General features: G+C 72.1%; 11 protein-coding genes and 1 riboswitch. Of the genes, 5 read left to right on the top strand and 6 right to left on the bottom strand.

The genetic code is table 11. The features are described from left to right. Positions 1–118: 118 nt before the first annotated feature. Positions 119–997 (top strand): histidine phosphatase family protein, encoded by an 879-nt coding sequence (locus ACFU7Z_RS21085; RefSeq protein WP_380778824.1) that lies wholly within the window; start codon positions 119–121, stop codon positions 995–997. A gap of 43 nt (positions 998–1,040) precedes the next feature. Here the strand turns inward: ACFU7Z_RS21085 and ACFU7Z_RS21080 are convergent, their stop codons facing one another. Beyond that, the gene (locus tag ACFU7Z_RS21080; RefSeq protein WP_380778822.1) at positions 1,041–2,009 is read right to left on the bottom strand and encodes a helix-turn-helix domain-containing protein; all 969 of its coding nucleotides are present in this window, start codon (positions 2,007–2,009) and stop codon (positions 1,041–1,043) included. 410 nt (positions 2,010–2,419) lie between these two features. Between ACFU7Z_RS21080 and ACFU7Z_RS21075 the strand changes: the two genes are divergently transcribed. Together ACFU7Z_RS21075 and ACFU7Z_RS21070 are read left to right on the top strand one after the other, a co-directional pair. Further along, on the top strand, positions 2,420–2,914 hold the full coding sequence (locus ACFU7Z_RS21075) for a GNAT family N-acetyltransferase (RefSeq protein WP_074001412.1): 495 nt from the start codon (positions 2,420–2,422) through the stop codon (positions 2,912–2,914). Positions 2,915–3,119: 205 nt separating this feature from the next. Further along, positions 3,120–5,270, top strand: a complete 2,151-nt coding sequence (locus ACFU7Z_RS21070; protein WP_380778820.1) for an acyltransferase family protein — start codon at positions 3,120–3,122, stop codon at positions 5,268–5,270. Between the two features lie 27 nt (positions 5,271–5,297). Here ACFU7Z_RS21070 and ACFU7Z_RS21065 read toward each other — a convergent pair whose 3' ends face one another. The 5 genes from ACFU7Z_RS21065 to ACFU7Z_RS21045 form a co-directional block, all read right to left on the bottom strand. Next, the gene (locus ACFU7Z_RS21065; protein ID WP_380778818.1) at positions 5,298–6,494 is read right to left on the bottom strand and encodes a glycoside hydrolase family 113; all 1,197 of its coding nucleotides are present in this window, start codon (positions 6,492–6,494) and stop codon (positions 5,298–5,300) included. A gap of 15 nt (positions 6,495–6,509) precedes the next feature. Next, positions 6,510–7,961, bottom strand: a complete 1,452-nt coding sequence (locus tag ACFU7Z_RS21060; RefSeq protein ID WP_380778816.1) for a glycosyltransferase family 2 protein — start codon at positions 7,959–7,961, stop codon at positions 6,510–6,512. An 80-nt stretch (positions 7,962–8,041) separates the two neighbouring features. After that, positions 8,042–8,812: a hypothetical protein gene (locus ACFU7Z_RS21055; RefSeq protein ID WP_380778814.1), complete on the bottom strand. Its 771-nt coding sequence runs from the start codon at positions 8,810–8,812 to the stop codon at positions 8,042–8,044. 169 nt (positions 8,813–8,981) lie between these two features. Further along, a complete protein-coding gene (locus tag ACFU7Z_RS21050) occupies positions 8,982–10,436 on the bottom strand; it encodes a glycoside hydrolase family 26 protein (protein ID WP_380778812.1) in 1,455 nt (484 codons plus the stop codon). Between the two features lie 140 nt (positions 10,437–10,576). After that, on the bottom strand, positions 10,577–11,458 hold the full coding sequence (locus ACFU7Z_RS21045) for a hypothetical protein (protein ID WP_380778810.1): 882 nt from the start codon (positions 11,456–11,458) through the stop codon (positions 10,577–10,579). A gap of 414 nt (positions 11,459–11,872) precedes the next feature. Further along, positions 11,873–12,017, top strand: a riboswitch (cobalamin riboswitch). A 192-nt stretch (positions 12,018–12,209) separates the two neighbouring features. On the opposite strand from ACFU7Z_RS21045, the gene ACFU7Z_RS21040 reads away from it, so the two are divergent. Then, complete coding sequence (locus tag ACFU7Z_RS21040) at positions 12,210–14,621, top strand: ribonucleoside-diphosphate reductase subunit alpha (RefSeq protein ID WP_049652373.1); 2,412 nt, start codon at positions 12,210–12,212, stop codon at positions 14,619–14,621. A gap of 20 nt (positions 14,622–14,641) precedes the next feature. Continuing rightward, positions 14,642–15,637: a ribonucleotide-diphosphate reductase subunit beta gene (locus ACFU7Z_RS21035; RefSeq protein ID WP_074001568.1), complete on the top strand. Its 996-nt coding sequence runs from the start codon at positions 14,642–14,644 to the stop codon at positions 15,635–15,637. Positions 15,638–15,679 lie beyond the last annotated feature (42 nt).

The raw sequence follows: 15,679 nt of genomic DNA, 5'->3' as shown, positions 1-15,679 counted from the left end.
TCCGTGAACACTGGAGAAGGCGGCGCGATCATATGTATGAACAGGCGTGCACGCCGGGCACCACCAGACCGGACCGGCATCCGGCCGGGACCTGATCGACCACGGGGAGCTCGCGGCCATGGCAGAACTCGGCACCACCCTCAACGGCCAGCACCAGTCCACGCAGGGCCAGCACCACCACGTCACCGCGCAGGGCCAGCACGGCACCGCCCAGGGTCAGCACACCGCCGGCCACGGGCCGCACACCACCGGCCAGGGCCAGCACGGCACCGCCCACCGCCCGTCGGCGGCCGGCCGGCTGCCGTCCGTGCTGATCGCCACCCGGCACGGGGAGTCCACCGCCAACGTCGAGTTCCAGCTGGCCGAGGCCGCCGGAGCGCTCAGCGTCCCGATCAGCTGCCGCGACGCCGACATCCCGCTGTCGCTGCAGGGCCGGCAGCAGGCCCAGGCGCTCGGCCACTGGTGGGCCGGCCTGCCCAGCGCCGACCGCCCGCGCAGCGTCTGGTGCTCGCCGTACGTGCGCACCGCCGAGACCGCCCGGATCGCGCTCGCCCAGGCCGCCGGGCTCGGCTCCGTCCCGGTCACCCTCGCCGTCCGGTACGACGAGCGGCTGCGCGACCGCGAGCTCGGCGTCCTGGAGATGCTGCCGAAGGCCGCGATCGAGGCCAAGCACCCGGAGGAGGCGGCCCGGCGGCGCAAGATGGGCGAGCTGTACTACCGCCCGCCGGGCGGCGAGTCCTGGGCCGACGTCGCGCTGCGGGTGCGCAGCCTGCTGCGGGACCTCTGCGAGGAGGAGGCCGGACGGCCCGTCCTGCTGGTCGCGCACGACTGCACGGTGCTGATGCTCCGCTACGCGCTGGACCGGCTCACCGAGGACCAGCTCACCGCGCTCGGGCCGGTGCACAACTGCTCCACCAGCCTCTGGCGGGCCCAGGACGGGCGGCTGCGGCCGGACGGCTGGAACGGCGTCGGGCACCTGACGGCCGGGACGGACTGACGGTTGGTCCGGACCGACCGACTGGCGGGAACCGGCGGCTTCCTCAGCCCGCCTTCGGTTCCGGGTCCGGGTCGGCGAAACAACGCCGGTAGGCCAGCGGCGTGGTGCCCAGCCGGCGGCCGAAGTGGTGCCGCAGCGCGGCCGCGTTGCCGAAGCCGCAGCGGGCGGCGATCGCGTCCACCGGCTCGGTGGTGGACTCCAGCAGCCGCTGGGCGAGCAGCACCCGCTGCCCGACCAGCCAGCGGTGCGGGGTGGTGCCGGTCTCCTGCTGGAAGCGGCGGGCGAAGGTGCGCGGCGACATGTGCGCCCGGGCGGCCAGCTGCTCGACGGTGGCCTCCTCGGCCAGGTGGTGGCGCATCCAGTCCAGCAGCGGGGCCAGCGAGTCGCCGGCGGCCTCCGGCAGCGGCCGGTTCACGAACTGGGCCTGCCCGCCCTCCCGGTGCGGTGCCACCACCATCCGGCGGGCGATCTCCCGGGCCACCTCGGCGCCCTGCACCTTGCGCACCAGGTGCAGACAGGCGTCGATGCCGGCCGCCGTCCCGGCCGAGGTGATCACCGGGTCGTCGTCCACGTACAGCACGTCCGGCTCGACCGTGGTCAGCGGGAAGCGCTCGGCCAGCTCCTCGCCGTGCCGCCAGTGCGTGGCGGCACGACGGCCGTCCAGCAGCCCGGCGGCGCCCAGCACGAAGGCGCCGCTGCAGATGGACAGCACCCGGCCGCCGCCCTCGACCACCCCGCGCAGCGCCGCCAGCAGCGGCTCCGGGTAGCCGGGGCGGATGCTCGCCGCGGTGACCACGGCGAGGTCCGCACCGGCGAGGCGCTCGGGACCGTACGGGACGTCCACCGCGAATCCGGAGTGGGTGGCGTGCGACCCGGGACGGGCCCCGGCGATCGCGAAGTCGTAGCCCGGCAGCCCGTCGGCGGTGCGGTCCAGGCCGAACACCTCGCAGGCCACACCCAGTTCGAAGGGGTGGACCTCCTCCAGCACCACCGCGACCACGTTCTTCAGCATGCCCACCAGGATGCCCCCGGCGCCCGCCCCGGCGGAAGGAAGGGGACGGCGGGAGGATGGCAGGATTTCGAGGTGATCGGTCGTTCCTGCCACTCGTGGCCGCGGCGCCGCCCGGCCACAGTGGTGCCCATGGACAGCGACACCCTCATCGGCTCACTCGCGATGACCGCGGCCGTCGGCGGTTTCGGCCTGCTCGGCCTGCTGATCGGCCGCGAGACCTCCCACGGCCCGGCGGCCGGCCGCGACAACTACCACCGCCCGGGCGGCTACCCGGCCGACCCGGCCCGCCCCGACCGGCTGCACGGCACCGCCGATCCGGCCCCGACCCCGGCCCCGTCGAGCGCTTCGACCCGTTCGACCCGTTCGACCCCGGAGGACCGTCCCGACCAGGGCTCCGGCACACTGGCCGCATGGACTTCCTCATCCGCCAGGCCCTCCCGGAGGACCTCGCCGACGCCGGCCGGATCACCGTCGAGGCCTTCGTCGGCGACGGCTTCACCAACCCCACGAGCAGCTACGTCGACCTGCTGCGCGACGCCGGGCGACGGGCCCGCGAGGCCGAACTCCTGGTCGCCGTCGACACGGCCGGAGCCGGGGTCCTCGGCTGCGTGACCTACGCGGTCGGCGGCACCGAGTGGGCGGACATCGCCACCCCGCGGGAGGGCGAGATACGGATGCTCGCCACCGCCGCCGCCTCCCGCGGCCGCGGCGTCGGCGAGGCCCTGGTCCGCGCCACCGTCACCCGCAGCCGCGAACTCGGCCTGGCCGGCATGGCCTTCTCCACCCGCCCGGAGATGACCACCGCCCACCGCGTCTACGAGCGCATCGGCTTCCGGCGCACCCCCGAACGCGACTGGGCCCCGTACCCGGGGATGGACCTGATGGTCTACACCATGGCCTTCTGACGACCGGCCCGGGCCCGTGGGACGTCACCGGCAATCCCCCCTTGCCGGTGACCGACAGACGATCAACAGGCGTCTTTTGATATAACCACAGATCAAGACATGTCCCATGGACACGTCGTGACAGTCGATCGACCCCGGGGGAACAGACCACATGGACGACGGGCCCGGTCTCGGCGCGCCCACGAGCGGGCCCACGCTCCAGGACATGCGCAGGAGCAGGGGCGTCGAAGCCCCCACCGGCAGCCGCTACGCGGTCCCCGCACCGACGCCGGAACCCCGCGGTCCGCTGCCGCCCTCCGTCCGCTTCAAGGCGGTCGACGGCCTGCGCGGCCTGGCCATCGCCTCGGTGCTGCTCTACCACACCAACTGGTTCCAGAACGGGCTGTTCGGGGTGGACGTCTTCTTCGTCCTCTCCGGCTTCCTGGTCACCCTGGTGCTGGTCCGCGAGCTGGACCGCACCGACGGCATCCGGCTCGGCGTCTTCTACCGCCGCCGGGCCAAGCGGCTGCTGCCCGGCCTGTTCGCCACCATCATCCTGGTGGTGGGGCTGTCCGCCCTGGTCAGTCCGCTACGGGACGTCAGGGACCTCCGACCGCAGGCACTGGCCGCGCTCGCCCAGGTCGCCAACTGGGCCCAACTGTCGCGCGGTGACGCCTACTGGCAGCACTTCGAGTCGATCGACCCGCTCGCGGCCATGTGGTCGCTCAGCATCACCGAGCAGTTCTACGCCCTCTGGCCGCTGCTGCTGCTCGTGGTCTACGGCGTCTGCCGCCGCTCCGTCCGCGCCGCCGGCTTCGTCACCGCCGGACTGTTCGTCGCCGCCGCGCTGGTCGCCCCGCTGTTGTGGAACGGCCACAACAGCGACCGTCTCTACCTCGGCACCGAGACCCGTGCGGTCGGCTTCGCGGCCGGCGCCACCGCCGCCTTCGGGGTCTACCTGTGGCAGCGCCACAAGGTCCGCGCCGGCTCCTCCGACGGCACCGGCGGATCGCGCTCCCGTTCGCGCGTGCCGGCCGGGCCGGTCCTGCCCACCCTGGCCGGCACCGCGGCCCTCGGCGGCCTGGTCTGGGCCAGCCTCTCCGTCGGCAGCTACCACGAACCATGGCTCTACCGGGGCGGGCTGGCCGTCGTCGCGGCCCTCGCCGCCGTCCTCACCGTCTCGCTCTGCCAGGAGCGGGGACCGCTGGTGTGGCTGATGTCGCTGCCCCCGCTGCGGCTCACCGGCACCATCTCCTACAGCCTCTACCTGCTCCACCTGCCGGTGTACTGGCTGCTCCAGCACTACCTCGACGACATCTCGCCGAAGCGGCTGCTGCTCATCGGCGCACCGGTCTCCTGGGTCCTGGCCTGGCTGCTGCACACCGGCACCGAGAAGCTGCGGGTGCTGCGCTGGCGGGCCTTCCCGGCCGTCCCGCTCGTGGCCGTCACCGCCGCCGTGGCCACCACCGGCGCCTGGTACCTGCCCGCCTGGATCACCCACGACATGAGGACCGGGCCGAGCGGCAAACCGCTGGTCCTGCTCCTCGGCGACTCCTTCTCCCAGGACCTCTCCACCGGCCTGTACCGGCACGGCGACCGCTACCGCGTCGTCGACGGCGGGATCAGCGGCTGCGGGGTGTTCGGCCCGGAGAAGGTGCGCACCACCTCCCAGGAGGAGTTCGAGACCAGCCAGGAGTGCCGCGACCGGGCCGCCGCCTGGGACCGGCAGCTCGACGGCGGGCCGCAGGCCGTCGTGGTCCACCTCGGCTGGGACGCCGCCGAGCAGTACGTCGACGGCAGCTGGCTCAACCCCTGCGACGAGGACTACCGGACCATCTACGGCACCCGGCTCGCCCAGGCCGTGGACCAGATCCGCCATCGCGCGCAGGACGCCCGGGTGCTGCTGATGAACGAGCGGGTCGAGAACGGCGCCATCAACAAGACCTGGGGCACCTGCTACAACCAGCAGGTCGGCGACTTCGTGAAGGCCTCCGGCGGCGCCGTCCGACTGCTCGACCTCAACACCTTCTACTGCCCGTACGAGACCTGCGCCTGGAAGGACAAGCAGGGCCACCTGGTCTCCCCGGCCAACGACGGGGTGCACCTCACCCCGGCCGGCATGCGGTTCGTCACCCCGTGGCTGGAGAAGGAGATCGCGGGCGCGCTGGCGGACGCGGCACCCGGCCGCCCGGCCGCGGCGCCCACCTCGACTCCCGTCCCGACGCCCACACCGACACCGACGCCGACTCCCACACCGACCCCCACCCCGACGCCGACCTCGACCTCGACCGGCAAGCCGACGACCGGCCATAGCCCGACGAAGTCCACCCGGCCCCCGGCCCCCAAGACCACCGGCCCCCAGGGCGAGGGGACCTAGCAGCGGGGGCCGCGGGACGGCCGGGCCTCAGGAGGGCGGCAGTTCGTAGGACTGCGCGAAGCAGGTACGGATCGCCTGCTCGGAGGCGGGACGCCCGGCGAAGTCCATCCGCGGGGTGTCCTGGTCGGTCGGCAGGGTGGGGTCGATGCCGAAGTAGAGCGACCAGAAGTACACCCCGCCCAGCTTGCGCTCCTGCGCCACCTGGCAGACCGCGGTGAACCAGGCGGCCTGGACGGCCTCGTTCAGCTCGCGCTTGGTGTAGAAGTCGCCGGGCGTCTTGTAGGCGCCCTTCTGCGCCGGGATGCCCACCTCGGTGAGCTTGGTGGCCGGCTGCGGCCCCGCGCCCCGCTTGTCGAGCCAGCTGTGCCAGCTGGCCACCAGGTCGGCCACCGGGGCGTCGTCGCCCGCCGACTTGGCGGGGAAGTAGGCGTCCACGCCGGTCCCGTCGGTCGGCAGCGGGAGCGCCCCCTTGGACCAGTTGTCCCAGTTGGCGTCGTACACGATCTGGCCCCGGAAGGTCTTCCGGGCCTGCTCGATCAGCCCCGTCCAGTGCGGGTCGTTCTCCAGCGAGTTGAACTCGGTCCCGACGGTGAACTCGGCCGCCGAATGCTCCTGGGCGGTCTTCAGGTAGGGCGTCAGGAACGCGGCGTAGCTGGCGAACCAGGCGTCCTTGTCGCCGGGCGCGATGTTGCCGCGCCACACGCCGGTGGCGGAGTAGTTGAACACCTCCTCGTCCATGATCGGCCGCACGGTGGTGCGCAGGCCGGCCCGGTGGGCGGCGTCCAGCAGCAGAGCCAGCCGCTCCGGGGACGGGGTGGTCGGACGGGCGGCGACAGCGTTCGACCTGGGTCCCGTCGTGTAGTACGGGAACGTCACCGACAGGGAGTTGGCGTTCAGCCCGACCACGTACTTGACGATGCGGTCGACCTTGCCCTGGACGAAGTTGTCCGGGTCCGCCGGGTCGTCCAGCCAGTACACCTGCACGCCCCACTCGGGACTGCCCTTGGTCCACGGGCGGGCCACCTTGGGGCCGGTGTCCTCCACCGGCGGCGCGTCCTTGCCGAAGCCCCAGACCCGGCCCTGCTCGGTCGGCGCGCCGGCCCAGTGCACCGTGGTGGGACGCTGGTGGTCGAACTTGAGCGGGTGGTCCCCCCAGACCATCGGGATGCCGACGGTGAGGGCGACCACCACGGTCGGGAGGATGAAGATGACAGGGCGCTTCACGGTTGTGGCCTCCGATCACGCCGGCTTGGCGATGACGACGAACTTGTTCTCCTCGCGCTTCAGGAACTTGATCAGTCCCCTCAGCCCGCCCCAGCCCTCCAGGAAGGAGAACAGCGGGATGGCCGCCACCACCACGATCGGCTCCCACCACTTGCGCCGGTGGTTGGCCGAGGCCACCACGTTCAGCCGCAGGCCCTCCCAGTACGTCCAGATGACGTAGGCGAAGTTGATCGACCAGACCAGCACCACGGACTGGGTGACCGGCGAGGTGTTCCAGGTGCCGGTGAACCACGCCACCAGCAGCACCAGGCCGACGTGCTGCAGCGGGCCGAGCACCCAGCTGACCATGCCCATCCCGATGAACAACCGGTACCGCAGCGGGATCGTCTTGTTGAAGCAGAGCGCGACCAGGCCCCAGGCCCAGCGCTCGCGCTGCTTGAGGAAGTCCTTGACGCCGGCCGGCGAGGCACCGTAGCAGCGGCCGTTGAACCAGTCGCTGCGGCCGGGGTAGCGCTGGCAGAAGTTGAGCGCCATCTGGGCGTCCTCGACGATCGTCTTCGGCCCGAAGTCCCAGCCGATGGTGGCCTCCACCGAGGAGCGCACGATCAGCAGCTCTCCGTGCACGCCCGCGATCGGGGTGCCGGTGCCGGTCATCGCCCGGAAGCGGGCGATGTCGTCGGCCGGGCGGATCGCGTCGGCGAGCCAGGTGAAGGTGGAGACGGCGTTCTCGCGCGGGTACGTCAGGATGCCCTGCGCCATGTGCTTGGCGTCGTCCCCGGCCCGGCGCTGCCGGTTGACGAACTGGGCGACGGCGGCGGCGGTGTCCGGGCCGACGCCGGTGTCGTCGTCCATGTGCAGCACCCAGACGTCGTCCTCCGCCTCGCCCTCCTCGATCCGCAGCTCGTGCGAGTAGTGGTTGGCGCGGGCCTTGAACTTGGTCCCGTTGGGCGTCTCGTACGCCTTCGGTACGGTCACCACGCGGATCAGCTGGTGGCGCTCGGCGAGCTCGTCGATCTTCTCCGCGGCGGCGCAGCCCTCCTCGGTGAGGATGTCCACCCGCATCCACGGGAAGTACGGCGGAAGGTGCTCGACGTACGAGAGCACCGAGCGTTCCAGCGCCGGGTAGGTGTCGTGGCGGCCGATCGTCGGCACCAGCACGATCAGGAAGTCGTCCTCGACGGGCGCGGCCGGGGTCATCCGGCTGACCTTGCGCAGCCGGCGACGGACCATCAGCACGCCCTGGAAACCGATCAGCACACCGAAGACCGGCATGCCCCACAGGATGGTGATGGCCCAGCCGAGCGGAGTGGGATTGGGCACGTACGCCCACACCGAGAACGCGAAGATGATCGCGAAGGAGATGTAGAACGGGGTCACCCGGGGCTTCCACGACATCTGTCGCTCGGCGAGCCGGGCGGCCTCGCGGGACGTGGTCAGCACCGCCCGCTCGGCGGTTGTCGATGACATGGCGAAAGAAGTTCCTCGTCTGGTGTCGTCTCAGCCCCCGGCGGGGCACGGATCGTTCGCGGGCGGTCGGCCCCGGGCGGTCAGCCCTGGGGCGGACGGTCCGCGGGCGGCGGTACGACGGGACCGGGCTGCACCGGGCCGGGGGCCGGCGCGCCGGGCTGCGACGAGGCGGCGGGCCACGGCTGGACCGGCTGCTGCTGCGGGTACGGCATCGGCGGCGGGCCCGGCACGGGCTGCCCCCAACCGGGCTGGGGCTGCTGCTGGGGCTGTCCGGGCAGGGTCTGCGGCCAGGCCGGCTGCGGCTGCGAGTACGGCTGGGGCTGGGGCTGCGAGTACGGCTGGGGCTGGGGCTGCCCCCAGGCGGCGGGATACGGCTGGGGCTGGAACGGCTGCGGCGCGGGGGCCACCGCCGCTCGCGGCTGCTCCCGCCAGACCGACCGGGCCAGCAGCACGATCAGCGCCGCGGTGACGACCACCCCGAGCCCGAAGGTGGCGAGCTTGAGCCAGCCCTCGGTGGTGCCGGTGAACCACTTCTGCTGCGGCTCGTCCAGGAGCGCGCCGGTCAGGCTGCGCACCCGGTTGTACCCCTCGACCAGCGCGACGCCGGCCGCCACCCCGAGCGCCCAGTCGCGCCCGCGGATCAGGAGGACGCCCGAGACCAGGTAGAGCAGGCCGTAGTTGAGGCTCCCGGTCTCGGCGGCCACCGAGGAACCGCCGTAGTAGAAGACGCCCTTGAGGTAGGTGGCGACACCGACCTGGCCGAAGCAGTTGTACCCGGCCCAGCCGAGCAGCACCACGCCCCAGCAGACGGCCACCGCGCCGGCCGCGCGCATCGGACCCGTACGTGTCATCCCGTATCCCCCGCCCCCTCCGGGCCCGTCCCGGCCGTTCGCCCCGCCCTCGGCTTCGCCGCCACAGGATGCCACACGGCGCAACGGAGCCGGAATTCCACCCGTTCAGCGGATCCCCGCGGTGCGGCGGACCTCACAGCGCCGAGCACCGTACGAACGTGCCGTCGGCTCAGCGCACGTGCAGGCCGCCCCAGTCGACGTTCGCGCCGAACGGGCCGGAACCGCCGGTGAGCGCCAGCGGACTGCGGTACGTGGCGGTGACGTCCGCGGCCGAGTTGCGCGGCTGGTCCGGGGTCAGGTTGTTCGCGGTGAGCGACTGCCCCCACACCGTCCAGATCGTCCAGGGTGTGCGCCGCAGGGTCTCCGGCTGACGGGAGTTGACCGGGACGGCGAAGGACTCGGCCAGCATCCGCGGCTTGCCGTAGGCGGAGAGCCCGTCGTAGTACCGCTTGGTCCACACCTCGCCGGTGCCGATCGGGTGCGCCGGGCTGCCGCTGTAGTCGTCCACCCCGACCACGTCGACGAACTGGGTGCCCGGGTAGTAGTCCCAGGGGTCCACGCCCGGGGCACCGTCCCAGGACACCGGGGTCCAGACGAACAGCAGGTTGTGCAACCCCCTGGTCTCCACCAGGTACTTGTAGGTGATCCTCCACAGCGCCTGGTAGTCGGCCGGTTTCTGGCCCGCCCACCAGAACCGGCGGGAGCAGTCCAGCACGTTCATCTCGTGGTACGGGCGCAGCAGCACCGGCACGTCCCGGGAGGCCAGGTACTCCAGGTGGTCGGCCAGATAGGACAGGTCGGTGATCAGCGCGCGGTACTCGGGGGTGTCGTGCGCGCCGTCCACGACCCGGCCGAACCAGTCGGGGTCCTTGGCCGCCGGCGAGTTCGAACAGAGCACCCGGTCGAAGGACTTGACGTCCGAACCGGGGTAGGGCTGGTGGAAGGACATGCCGACGATCCCGGCCGGGCCGCCGCCGTTGTCCGGAAGTTCGGTGCTGCTGCCGTCGCAGTTCTGCTGCACGCCCGCCGCGCCGTAGCCGCCGTCCTCCGCGCGCGGGTGGCCGTTCCAGACGGCGGAGAGCAGGTCGACGGCGTCGTCAGTGTACTGCCAGCCGGCCCGGCACGTGGGCCAGCGGCCGGCCGAGTAGGAGCGCGGATTGCCGACGCCCCAGCCGTTCTGGCCGTAGCCGGGACCGAGGTCGGTCTCCACGAAGCCGGGCAGCTTGCCGGTGATGTCGGCGGCCTTCTTGTAGTAGTAGCCGACCTGCTTGGTGCCCCGGTAGTCCCCGTACTCGGGGTTGTTGCGCTCGTTGTGCGCCTCGACGTGCTGGCCGATCACCGTGCCGCCGCTCTGCCCGGTACGGGCCTGGGCCTCCAGGTCGGCGAGGAACTGCTGGACGGCGCGGGCGTTCGGCGAGGCCTGCGGGTCCCGGGCGAGCAGGTCCCGGCCCACCTCCGGCGGCAGGGTACGCCCGGGGAGGCCGACCGACACCGGGACCCTCGGGGGCTGTTCGCCCTCCGCCCTGCCGTCGTGGTCCAGCAGGGCGACCGCTCCCGCGGCGATGACGATCCCGGCCGCGGCCAGGACGGCCGGCTTGCCGCGCAGGGCTCTGGGCAGGGCCACGGACCGCTCCTCCGGTTGCTCGCCGGCGCCGCCCCCCACGGACGCAACCGGAACACACATGCGAAATGACTGTTCCGAGAGCCTGCCACACTCCCCCGGCCCCGGCGAACGAACCGCCGGGGCCGGGGTGTCACGGCGGGTCAGCCCGCCGGGGTGCCCTGGACGCCGGGCGCGGCCGAGGACGCGGCCTTGGCGCGCTTGAGCAACTGCCCCTTCACGTGCTCGGTGAACCCGGCGGCCGCGGCGGTCGCCGTGGCGTCCGGAGCGTTGCCGCCCTTCGCCGAGCCCTCGACCGTGAAGTAGCCGTACCGGCCCAGGCTGTTGTGGGTGCCGGTACAACCCGGACCGGCACAGAACGCCGGCGAACCGGGGGCGGGCGCGCCCTTGAGCTGACCGGCGAAGTTCTTCAGCGCGGTCTCGGCCTGGAGCTTGTGCTCGAAGACCGCCACCCCGACGGTGACCGCGCTGTCCCCGGAGACGTACGTCGCCCGGAGCACCTGCTGGCACCCCTGGTCGCCGAGCACCTTGCCCAGCCCTCCGGTCGTGGAGTTCCCGTCCCAACAGGGCGAGTCCAGCGACACGACGGTGCGGTTCCAGGTGGCGCCGTTGATCGTCACCTGGAGCGCGGAGAACAGCGCTCCCGCGTCCTGCGGCGCCGGGTCGGTGGCAGCCTCCCAGATCGGCTTCGACGGGTCGTCCGGCGTACCGGACGTGCTCGGGGGGACGGTCGGCTGGGTGGATTTCGCGACGGTCGGGGAACCGTCGTCCTTCTTGCCCTGGAGCAGCACCACACCGCCCGCGACCAGGCCGCCCACCACGGCGACCGCGGCCACCACACCGACGGCCTTCATCCGGCGACGGCGTTTGCCCTCGACCTCGTTGCGGTCCGCCAGCGCGTCCCAGTCCGGCTCGGCCCGCTGCTGCGGGACCGGCTGCTGGGGCTGCTGCTGGAGGTGCCACTGCGGCTGCGGCTGCGCGACGGGCTGGGGCTGCCCGACCGGCTGCGGGTGCGGCTGCCCCACCGGCGGAGCCGGCTGCGGCGGAGGCGCGACCGGGTGCGGCACCGGCGGGATGGGCTGCGCGACCGGCTGCACCGACGGCACCACCGGCCCGTACGAGGCGGGCGGCGGCCCGAAACCCCCGCTCGGCGGCGGTACCGGACCAGGTACCACCGGCTGCTGACTCTGTGCGCCCCCCGGCCCGGCGGGAGGCGTTCCCTGCGGCCCCTGCCCAGGTACGCCAGTTCCGTCGCTCATGCGCCCAGATCGTAGGGCATCCTCGTGAGCGCCGGTCCTCCCGGTGACCATTCCGTATCGAAACCAGGACGGCCCCGGCCCGGTTCCGGGGCTGCCGAGGGCCATCGCGCACCACGTTCCTGGTACTGCCGGTCATCGTCCCGACACGCGGCGCCGTACTACATCTGGGGTCGCTTCAGTGAGACACCACTACATGTATGCTCGCTTCTGCTGTCGATGCAGGGGAACCCGGTGCGAATCCGGGACTGCCCCGCAGCGGTGAGCGGGCGGCTCCAGCAGCCGCACCCCGCGAGTCCGAGTACCTGCCGACGGCGTGCGCCACGGCCCTCCCGCAGAGGCCGCGCCGGCACCAGCAGTACCCCTCCGGGCCTCGCGGGCGGGCCGGGGAGTCACCTCGCGCGACGCTTTTTTGCGTTCGCGCCGTGCTCCCCTGCCCAGATCGGCCCGGTGGCCCCCCGAGCACCGCCGCCGATCGCCGCCAGGAGAGAGCGCCTTGACCACCGCTGCCTCAGCCACCCTGCCCGCCCAGGGCTCCGGTACCGCCTTCACCGACCCGACGGTCTCCGACCCCGGGGGCGCGCTGCTGCGGCTGCTCACCGACCGCAGCACCGACCTCACCGAGGTCGACCCCGGCCATGTCGCCGCCGCCGCGCTGCGCGGCCGCCACGCCGGCTCGGACTTCGCCGAGCTGCGCGGGCTGGCCGTGGACGCCGCCGCGTCGATGATCGCCGAGGACCCCCAGTACTCGAAGCTGGCCGCCCGCCTGCTCGCGCTGGAGATCGTCGACGAGGCGAACAGCCAGGGCTCGGTGTCCTTCTCCGCCTCGATCGCCGTCGGCCACACCGAGGGCCTGATCGGCGACACCACCGCGGACTTCGTCGCCAAGCACGCCGCCGCCCTGGACGCGCTGATCGACACCGCCGGCGACGACCGCTTCGAGTACTTCGGCCTGCGCACCGTGCAGTCCCGCTACCTGCTGCGCCACCCGATCACCCGCAAGGTGATCGAGACCCCGCAGCACTTCCTGCTCCGCGTCGCCTGCGGCCTGGCGGTCGGCGACTCCGAGCAGTCGGTGCGCGAGGTGGCCGAGCTGTACGGCCTGATGAGCCGCCTGGAGTACCTGACCTCCTCGCCGACGCTGTTCAACTCCGGCACCCGGCACCCGCAGATGTCGAGCTGCTACCTGCTCGACTCGCCGCTGGACAATCTGGACTCGATCTACAACCGCTACGCGCAGATCGCCCGCCTGTCCAAGCACGCCGGCGGCATCGGCCTGTCCTACTCGCGCATCCGCTCGCGCGGCAGCCTGATCCGCGGCACCAACGGCAAGTCCAACGGCATCGTGCCGTTCCTGCGCACCCTCGACTCCTCGGTCGCCGCCGTCAACCAGGGCGGCCGCCGCAAGGGCGCGGCCTGCGTCTACCTGGAGACCTGGCACGCCGACATCGAGGAGTTCCTGGAGCTCCGCGACAACACCGGCGAAGAGGCCCGCCGCACCCACAACCTCAACCTGGCGCACTGGATCCCGGACGAGTTCATGCGCCGGGTCAACGCCAACCAGGACTGGTCGCTGTTCTCCCCGGCCGACGTGCCGGAGCTGGTCGACCTGTGGGGCGCCGACTTCGACGAGGCCTACCGCAAGGCCGAGCTGGCCGGCAAGGCCGTCCGCACCATCCCGGCGCAGACCCTGTACGCCCGCATGATGCGCACCCTGGCGCAGACCGGCAACGGCTGGATGACCTTCAAGGACGCCTCCAACCGCGCCGCCAACCAGACCGCCCTGCCGGGCCGCACCGTGCACTCCTCCAACCTGTGCACGGAGATCCTGGAGGTCACGGACGACTCCGAGACCGCCGTCTGCAACCTCGGCTCGGTCAACCTCGGCGCCCACGTGGCCCCCGGTGCCACCGTCGACGACCTGCTCGGCGCCATGGACTGGGAGCGCCTCGACGCCACCGTCCGCACGGCCGTGACGTTCCTCGACCGCGTGGTGGACATCAACTTCTACCCGACCACCGAGGCCGGCACCTCCAACTCCCGCTGGCGGCCGGTCGGCCTCGGCGTGATGGGCCTCCAGGACGTCTTCTTCAAGCTGCGGATCGACTTCGACTCCGCCGAGGCCGCCCGCCTGTCCACGCTGATCGCCGAGCGCATCATGCTCACCGCGTACGAGCGCTCCGCCGACCTGGCCGAGCAGCTCGGCCGCCACGAGGCGTACGGCGAGACCCGCGCCGCCCGCGGCGAGCTGCACATCGACCACTTCCCGACGGCCGCCCCGCAGTGGGCCGACCGCTGGACGGCGCTGCGCGCCCGGATCGCCGAGACCGGCCTGCGCAACTCGCTGCTGCTGGCCATCGCGCCGACCGCGACCATCGCGTCCATCGCCGGCGTGTACGAGTGCATCGAGCCGCAGGTGTCCAACCTGTTCAAGCGCGAGACGCTGTCCGGCGAGTTCCTCCAGGTCAACCCGTACCTGGTGCGCGAGCTCAAGGAGCTCGGCGTCTGGGACCAGCAGACCCGCGACGCCCTGCGCGACGCCAACGGCTCCGTCCAGGACCTGAACTGGCTGCCCGCCGGGGTCCGTTCGCTGTACCGGACGGCCTGGGAGCTGCCGCAGCGCGCGCTGATCGACCTGGCCGCGGCCCGTATGCCGTACCTGGACCAGAGCCAGTCCCTGAACCTGTTCATGGCGGCGCCGACCATCGGCAAGCTCAGCTCGATGTACGCCTACGCGTGGAAGGTGGGTCTGAAGACCACCTACTACCTGCGTTCGCGCCCGGCCACCCGCATCGCCCAGGCCGCGTCCGGCACCGCCCGTGCCGCCGCGCCGGCGCCGGTGCCCGTGAACACCCCCTCCCTCACCCCGGAGCAGGAAGCCGCCATCGCCTGCTCCCTGGAGAACCCCGAGTCCTGCGAGGCCTGCCAGTGACCACCCCCGAAGACCGCAAGATGCTGCTCGACCCCGGCTTCGAGCTGACCCTGCGCCCGATGCGCTACCCGTCGTTCTACGACCGGTACCGGGACGCGATCAAGAACACCTGGACCGTCGAGGAGGTGGACCTGCACTCCGACGTCGCCGACCTGGCGAAGCTCAGCGAGGGCGAGCGCCACCTCATCGGCCGGCTGGTCGCGTTCTTCGCGACGGGCGACTCGATCGTCTCCAACAACGTGGTGCTGAGCCTCTACAAGCACATCAACTCGCCCGAGGCGCGCCTGTACCTCTCGCGGCAGCTGTTCGAAGAGGCCGTGCACGTCCAGTTCTACCTGACGCTGCTGGACACCTACCTGCCCGACCCGGAGGACCGCAACGCGGCCTTCGCCGCGGTGGAGAACATCCCCTCCATCCGCCAGAAGGCGCAGTTCTGCTTCAAGTACATGAACGCGGTCGACCACATCGACTCGCTGCAGACCAAGGAGGACCGCCGCGCGTTCCTCCTGAACCTGATCTGCTTCGCGGCTTGCGTGGAGGGCCTGTTCTTCTACGGCGCCTTCGCCTACGTGTACTGGTTCCGTTCGCGCGGCCTGCTGCACGGCCTGGCCACGGGCACCAACTGGGTGTTCCGCGACGAGTCCATGCACATGGACTTCGCGATGTCGGTGGTCGACACCGTCCGCGAGGAGGAGCCCGACCTCTTCGACGACGAGATGGCCAAGCAGGTCACGGAGATGCTGGAGGAGGCCGTCGAGGCCGAGCTCCAGTTCGCCCAGGACCTGTGCGGTGACGGCCTGCCCGGCATGAACACCGCCTCGATGCGCGAGTACCTGCAGGCCGTGGCGGACCAGCGCCTGGCCCGCCTGGGCCTGCCGATCCGCTACGGGTCGACGAACCCGTTCGGCTTCATGGAGCTCCAGAACGTCCAGGAGCTGACCAACTTCTTCGAGCGCCGCGTCTCGGCGTACCAGGTCGCCGTCGAGGGCTCCGTCGCCTTCGACGACGACTTCTAAGAAGCACACGAAACACCAGAGGTGCCCCGCACGGCTCGGCCG

This window comes from Kitasatospora sp. NPDC057518 (assembly GCF_042802075.1).
In the GTDB taxonomy this organism is placed as follows: Bacteria; Actinomycetota; Actinomycetes; order Streptomycetales; family Streptomycetaceae; genus Kitasatospora.
Note: the sequence above shows the minus strand (reverse complement) of the source record. Positions and strands in the feature narration are given on the sequence as shown.